Here is a 7,306-nt window from a genome sequence, read left to right on the forward strand (position 1 = left end):
GGAATCAAAAAAACAGAAATGAATCCATCTTCAGAAATGCTAAATATGTTCAAAAATGATTATGAAATGATTAAAAATCAAAATTAAAATAGTTGTATAAAACTGCACACAACAAAGCATATACCACAGCGCCCAGTTTTAGCTAAAATTAAAAGTCTTACATTTATACAAACTAATCACTAACACCGAAAAACACGTAATGCCGGCTCCAGCTCACGGCTGATTCGCACGCTACGCTGCCCACATTTGCTCCGCAAATTGACTCTAGCCAACGCGTGCCGCCTTAAATGGTCGCCGTGGCATATGCAAACCCGTTGGCAAACATTTGAGAAACCGAGAAAAAATGAACATTAATGCTACCATTTGAATTTATAGTTGAAGGACCACCTGTTTCCCTTCAAACGAAAAATAGAGCACGATTACAAGCTTGGAAAGCTAAAGTAAACGCTGCTGCAACAAGTGCGTTAGCAAATGGAACTGTTGCCATAACTGACGAAGTTACTTTTAAAGTAACCTACTACTACGAAGGCGATAGTCCAGACGCAGACAATATAATTAAACCAATGCAAGATGCTTTAGTTGGAGTTGTCTATGTAGACGATGACCAAGTTGTAGAAACTTCTGCAAGAAAAAGGAATATAAATGGAGCATATAAGATTAAAGGTGCTTCACCAGTAATTATCGAAGGCTTCTTAAATGGAGTTGATTTTTTACACATCAAAGTAGAGGAATTTCAACACAATCAAGAACTTGACTAATGGAAAGAACAAATAACATACCAAGAGAACAAAGAAAAATCAAGGAACTTGCTCGTGAATACGAAGAAAAAGGATTCCAAGTATTTATAGAACCTGAAAGAAATTTATTACCTGATTTTTTAAAAGACTATCATCCTGACCTTATTCTTAAAAAAGGAGAATTAAATATCGTGGTGGAAGTTAAAACAAGTGAAACAATTAAAAATTCTCAATATTTAAAAGAATTATCTGCCAAAATTAATTCACTTGAGAATTGGAAATTTGAATTAGTCATTACCAATCCAAGAGTTAAGGATAATTTAATTAATAATAAATTTCAAGAATTCAGTCTTATAGAAATTGAAAACAGATTGAATAAAGTTTCAAACTCAATTGACAAAAACTTTTTAGAACCATACTTTTTATATGCTTGGTCATTATTTGAGGCTTCATCAAGGGCAATTTTGAAAGCTGACCAACCAAAAGCTGAAAGAAAACTAAATCCAACAGCGAATATTAAGCAATTGTATAGTTATGGAATAATTGGCAGAATTGATTACGAATGGTTAAATAAAATTTCCCAAATTAGAAATCATATTGTTCACGGTCATTCTATTCAAAAGAGTGAAATAAAAGAAAAGGATTTGAATAAATTAATCCGAATGACAGAAGACTTTATTAAGGAAATAAAATAAAAACGTTTGCCAACAACGTATATAAAAAATAGCTCAAGTCGTTGCTAACACAAAGGTTCGGGCATTTTTGGTAAGTCGCCAAATTTTTAAATTTGACAAATTCCCAAAAATAAAATAATTAGTAAAATTTAAAAATTCGGCTTGTGTTTAATCCGAAAAGTTATCGCTTATTTTAGCGCTACTTTTCATATACAAAACCGTTGGCAAACATATGAAACCAAAGACAGTAATAATAAAATTAATATGAGTTTTAAAGTAAGCGACTTGATTGACTTGGACAAAATTCCGATGAAAATCATCATTCTACTCGGAATTGTCAGCGGAATTTTTGTTTTTGCTTCTGACAGTTTTTTGAAGACTCTAAAAATGACTGAATTCCAAGAAGATTATGGGAAATTTTTTGGACCAGTATTTATAGTTTCAATCGCATTCATTGCTCTTTCAATTATCTATTATTTTAAGAATAAAATAGAAAGCGGATTGAATAAAAGTAAAAGTCAAAAATTCATAATTAAGGAATTAGAATCTTTAGACCCCTTTGAACAATCAGTTATTCGCGAATTTGGAATACAACAAAAGAAATCGGTAAAAATGCCAATTGATAACTCAACAGTTGCAGGATTGATAAATAAAGGAATTTTAAAAAGAGTTTCTAACATTGGAGACGGTTTATATTTTCCTCTGACATTGACTAAAATAGCAGACAGAAAACTGAATGAAAATCATTTGGGAATTTCAAAAGGTATGAGCGATGATGAATTGAGTAAAGTTTTTTCTATTCGACCTGATTGGGCAAATGATTATTTTTACCAACAACATTATAAATGAAATACGTTTGCCAACAATGTATAACCGCAATTACGGCGGATTCGACTACGTCCGAATCCACTCGGAATTGCTAAAGCCTGTGTCAAACCGAAAATAAACGCTAACTTAACCCGTAACTGACGGTTATACGAGACCGTTGCCCTCAATAGCTCCGACTGAAATTCTGCCGAATTTAAGCCGTCGCGATCAATCGGACTCCGGTCCGGGTCTTGCGAACGAATGCTGACGCTCACTCTGCTGATAAAATCGAAAACCGAACTGATTAAGTAAACGGCTGATTTTTTACTCGAACGCTGATTTTTGACAATCTGAGCGGAGCATTGCGCTGATTGGATTCCCGAAAAAGCCACTCGGCCGACTTACTCGTGCGTGTCGCAAAAGAGGGCAACAATGTTTATAATTTATGGCTCGATTTCGGCTATGGGGAAAATTTTGGTAATTTTAAGACCAAATATTTACAGCTGAACATTTTGTAGTGGTTCAAACGCCACAAATCATAAACCAGACCGTTGTGCGTAAGCCAAAAAAAACATCGTAAATACAATTAAAATATGGATAAAAGGAACGGTAAATTAAAAGTAAAAGCGGACAAACTTGGTACCGTTGAAGAAGTTATTGAGTTCTTATCTGTATTCCAAAATGTTTACAAAAGTATATATGCATTTGAGTTTATCGTACAAATGTTGGAAAATGAACACGAACGGAATTTAATGTATGAGAAAAAAAGGTTCAATAAAATAATGGACTATTGGGGAGAAAGTTCCGGACGTAGAAGATTTTGGATTGACCCAAAATTCTATGAAATTTTCTCGAATGAGTTTAATGCTGACAGTAAAAGACGAAGTAATCTACTAGATTTACAAAATCAAATTAGTTTTGATAAATTAATTTTGCCAAGTGATAGTTTAAAAATTAATAAAGTAAATATACAATCACCAGGATTTTGGGAGTTTTTAGGTAGCCTAAATCCACTTCAACAAATTAGAGAATATTTAAAAGACCGACACGAAAGAATAAAAGACAAAAATTATAGAAGTCGTCAAGAAGAACAAATCGGAGAATTAGAAATTACAGAAAAACAAACTCGAATTTTAAATGGAAGAATTGAAACACTAAAATCGTTAGGGTTTTCAGATATTGAAATTCGACAAATGGTTAATTCACTAATTCAAGAACCGCTCAACCGATTAAATAAATTTCAAGATAACGGCCAAATAGAAACGCCAGAAGAATAAATATATCGCGGGAGGCCTACGCACAACAACGTATAAAAATAATAGGGCAATTGTAGCAAAACCGAATGGTTCAGGCGCATTTGCAAGGTCGCCAAATTTTTAAATTTGGCTTGTGTTTCATCCGAATGGTTAGCGACTGTTTTCAGCCCTACTATTCTTATACACAAACGTTGTGCTTCATTATGACCAACCATTAACCAATGATAAAATTTTTTAGAAAAATCCGCCAAAAAATGTTGACTGAAAATAAATTCAGTAAGTATCTGATTTATGCAATCGGAGAAATTATCTTGGTAGTAATTGGAATTTTAATTGCGTTGAGCATTAATAATTGGAATGAAGAGAATAAGGATAATGATTTTGAGAATGAAATGCTCGCTCAAATTCAAGAAAATTTAGCAAACGATAAGAAAGCATTAAATAAAATAAAAATCATTTTTAATAATGCAATTTCTTCTTCTAATAAAATATTGGAACTTAAAAGGTCGGAAGAAAATTTAGATAGTTTAAAATATTGGCTTGCCGATATTATTCAATTTGAGAGATTCCAACCAATTACTAATTCATATGAAACATTAAAATCAAAAGGACTTGACAAAGTCTCGAATAAAGAACTACGAATGTTATTAGGAGCTTATTATGATGATGAAATTAATCACGTCATAAAATCAGTTGGAGATGTTGAGTATTCTTTTAATAACGATTGGATACCTATTATGAAAGAAATTATAGTTGATTTCAAATTTCAAGATTACGTAATTGTATCTGACCCAAAAATTTTTAGTCAACCATCAACTGCTAGAAATATTTTAACATTGAATAAAGACAATTATAGAGGAGGTTTAAACCGAGTGATTACAGCAATCAATAGTATTGATAAACTAGAAAAGATTTTGGAAAAAACATTGAAAAAATAACGAAAGCACAACAATGGCTATAAGTAATTGCTTGTTCTCGCCTACTTCTGAAAATCCTCGCGGATTTTCAGTTTGGTGTGTACTTGCTAAGTTAAGTGCTAAACCACGCAACTACTCATAGCCGAGACCGTTGGCAAACATTCCCCACAAAAGAAAAATCCTTCTAATTTCTTAAGCTAACGTCAAAACTTTTAGGCTTTTTCCAAAAAATAAAATTGAAAAATTCCGGTAAAAACCTATAAATAAAGGGGTAGAACTAAAAATTAACTAACTTTGCCGATAGTCAGAATTTAAATTAAAAAAGCAAAAATTAATAGTCTCTAAATATTATAAAAATGTATAATTTTACACAAGGAACTGTAATTAAAGGCTCTCAAGTAGCCTCTGGAAAAGCAAAAGACTCTCCTTTTCCAAGTGGTACAATAAAAATGCAAAAACCTTTTTTTAAAAAATTAGGACTTGATATTTCATCATATTTTAATGGAACAATAAATATATCAATTCATCCAAAACAATTTAAAATTCTAAAGCCAAGATATATTTTAGAAAATGTTGAATGGACTGATGTTATTCCTTCAGAAAATTTTTTATTTTTCTTCTCAATATTGATTTGTAAGAATAAAGCATATGACGCTCTTATTTACCTTCCAGACCCATCAACAAAGAAGTTTCATTTTAAAGATAATTCAACATTGGAAATAATTACCACTCAAATACCCACGTTGAACTACAATGACCACATAGAAATAATAACTTATTCCAACGAATTAAGTATTGAATAAAATAATTTTTAAAGATTACTTTCTGATTTTTGATTGATTAACCATTCAATTATCTCTATTTGTTGCTCGAACCCATCAATTAAACTAGGCGTGATTTTATCTTCATAAACTGTTTTAACTAAATCTACCTGTACATCATAATTTCCATTAAATTCATTTTTAACTTTTATTTCAATTGATTGTCCCGATTTATCATTGAATATTTTAATCTTTTTTTTGTTAAAATCTGCAATGATTTTTCCATTCTCATAAACAAATTCTGCGCTTTTTTTTAAATCATTTTTTTTTGCATTTTTTTTAATCCTTAAGTGAACGTCTACTCCCTTGGAAATAGCTTTCAATTCATACATCAGTTCTTTATTTTTTTCGCCTTTATAAATGTTCCAGACTAAATCTTTCCAGTTTTGAGGTATTTCGACATATTGACTTGCAATTACAACAGGATGGATGAAGGTTTCTAATAAATGCCCTCCATACTCATCCTTATATGGCCAATCTCGATTATCCATTCCTTCAATTAAATTTATTGAGAGTGATTTTAAATTCCCTAGCTTAGAATAAAAAAATGATAAACTTTCTTTATCAGCATTTTTAAATTCTAAATATTTTGCATAGTAAATAGACGGATAGATTAAGTAAGTCAATGGGAGAGATTTCTCCAATTTGTAATAACTTAAGAAAAATACATTGTCCAATAAATTGTAGGATTTCATCTTCTTCAAAATATTCAATTCATTCAAATTAACCGATATAGGCTTTTCTATAACGATAAGGGAATTTAATCCCATAAACTTTTCTAAATATTCTATGTGTGAATATGACGGAGTACAAATCCATATAATTTTAGATAAAGCAACATCATCAAGTCTATTATTTAATTTTTTAATGTCAAAAAGATTAATATCTTTATTGTTATGTTCTATAATCTTAATTGTATAAATGTTAATAATATTTTTTCTAATGTATGACCTATCCAAAGCTGGTAATAATCTTTCGGTAACAACATCACCAAATCCAAATATTGTTATACTATAATAATTATCAGATTTTCTTTTTTCAGATGGAAAGCCATTCAATATCATACTTAGAACAAAAGCTAAATACAAAATACCTATCATTTTTATATAAAATGGAATTTTATCAATCTCACTCAATCCCATTAGAATTAAAAATGATTCATCAACTGCTAATGTGTAAATTATCGAAATAGCTACCGCTTGTGAACAAAGCAGTATAGGAATTAGAACAAAATATTCAATGGGGTGGTAAATTGAATATCTTTCTTCAAAAAATCTTCTTAAGATTGTATAGTAAATGAGCCAAACAGTTGATTCAATTAGAAAATATACTGCAAATACTTTAAGAGTACTTGATTTAAGAGAAGCATTGAAAATTTCTAATATCAATTCACTTTTAAAATGATATATGGATAGAAAGAATAACCAAAATATAAAATAAAGTTCTTGTAATATCGGAGGAACATCACGCCTTTTAGAATCCTGTTTTCCTGTAAATATTTGATTTAATTTATAATATTGCCTAGTAAAGATTTTAAGATACTGAAGCAGTGAAAATATTCGAAAAATCCAAATAAAATATAGCAAACACAAACTTAATATTGAAAGAAAATTTCCCCATCGCCAAGAGTTCTTGTCAGGTGAAGTAGAAATGTAATCTAATGATTTAAAAACTTTTATTCTTAAATAATTAAGCTTTTGATTTAAATTTTTAAACAGCATATTATGTTAAAATATTTAAGTATAAATATATACATATTCAATGTAGTAATGATTTTTTACTTTTTACATCTAATAGCACATCAAAAACGTTTGCCAACAATGTATATAGCTCATAGCTAGGAAAATGCTTAAATCAAAGGCTTGGGCGTGTTTGCGATGACCGTCAAATATTTAATTTGGCTATATTTACGAGAGAAATAAACATAGAATTTAAAAATTCAGCTCACTGCTTAACTGAAAAGTCCGTACCTTTTTACACGCTACGAGCCATATACAATACCGTTGCCCTCAATAGCTCCGACTGAAATTCTGCCGAATTTAAGCCGTCGCGATCAATCGGACTCCGGTCCGGGTCTTGCGAACGAATGCTGAC

7 protein-coding genes are annotated in these 7,306 nt (G+C 30.6%); 6 read left to right on the forward strand and 1 reads right to left on the reverse strand.

Going from position 1 to position 7,306, the window contains the following annotated elements:
• The first annotated feature begins 353 nt into the window (after positions 1 to 353).
• The 6 genes from C8D94_RS15005 to C8D94_RS15030 all read left to right on the forward strand — a co-directional run bounded on the left by C8D94_RS15005 (position 354) and on the right by C8D94_RS15030 (position 5,194).
• Positions 354 to 758: a RusA family crossover junction endodeoxyribonuclease gene (locus tag C8D94_RS15005; RefSeq protein WP_115124790.1), complete on the forward strand. Its 405-nt coding sequence runs from the start codon at positions 354 to 356 to the stop codon at positions 756 to 758.
• Positions 758 to 1,432 carry a hypothetical protein gene (locus C8D94_RS15010; protein ID WP_115124791.1) on the forward strand — a complete coding sequence of 225 codons (675 nt, stop codon included), beginning with the start codon at positions 758 to 760 and terminating at the stop codon, positions 1,430 to 1,432. Before C8D94_RS15005 ends, C8D94_RS15010 begins: the two co-directional genes overlap by 1 nt.
• A 243-nt stretch (positions 1,433 to 1,675) precedes the next feature.
• Positions 1,676 to 2,260: a super-infection exclusion protein B gene (locus tag C8D94_RS15015; protein WP_147278577.1), complete on the forward strand. Its 585-nt coding sequence runs from the start codon at positions 1,676 to 1,678 to the stop codon at positions 2,258 to 2,260.
• 551 nt (positions 2,261 to 2,811) lie between these two features.
• A complete protein-coding gene (locus tag C8D94_RS15020; protein WP_115124793.1) occupies positions 2,812 to 3,495 on the forward strand; it encodes a hypothetical protein in 684 nt (227 codons plus the stop codon).
• Positions 3,496 to 3,695: 200 nt separating this feature from the next.
• Positions 3,696 to 4,412 (forward strand): DUF6090 family protein, encoded by a 717-nt coding sequence (locus tag C8D94_RS15025; RefSeq protein WP_115124794.1) that lies wholly within the window; start codon positions 3,696 to 3,698, stop codon positions 4,410 to 4,412.
• A gap of 335 nt (positions 4,413 to 4,747) precedes the next feature.
• A complete protein-coding gene (locus C8D94_RS15030) occupies positions 4,748 to 5,194 on the forward strand; it encodes a hypothetical protein (protein ID WP_115124795.1) in 447 nt (148 codons plus the stop codon).
• A gap of 8 nt (positions 5,195 to 5,202) precedes the next feature.
• Here C8D94_RS15030 and C8D94_RS15035 read toward each other — a convergent pair whose 3' ends face one another.
• Complete coding sequence (locus C8D94_RS15035) at positions 5,203 to 6,600, reverse strand: Gfo/Idh/MocA family oxidoreductase (protein WP_170134791.1); 1,398 nt, start codon at positions 6,598 to 6,600, stop codon at positions 5,203 to 5,205.
• Positions 6,601 to 7,306 lie beyond the last annotated feature (706 nt).

This window comes from Marinirhabdus gelatinilytica, assembly GCF_003353425.1.
GTDB classification, from domain to species: domain Bacteria; phylum Bacteroidota; class Bacteroidia; order Flavobacteriales; family Flavobacteriaceae; genus Marinirhabdus; species Marinirhabdus gelatinilytica.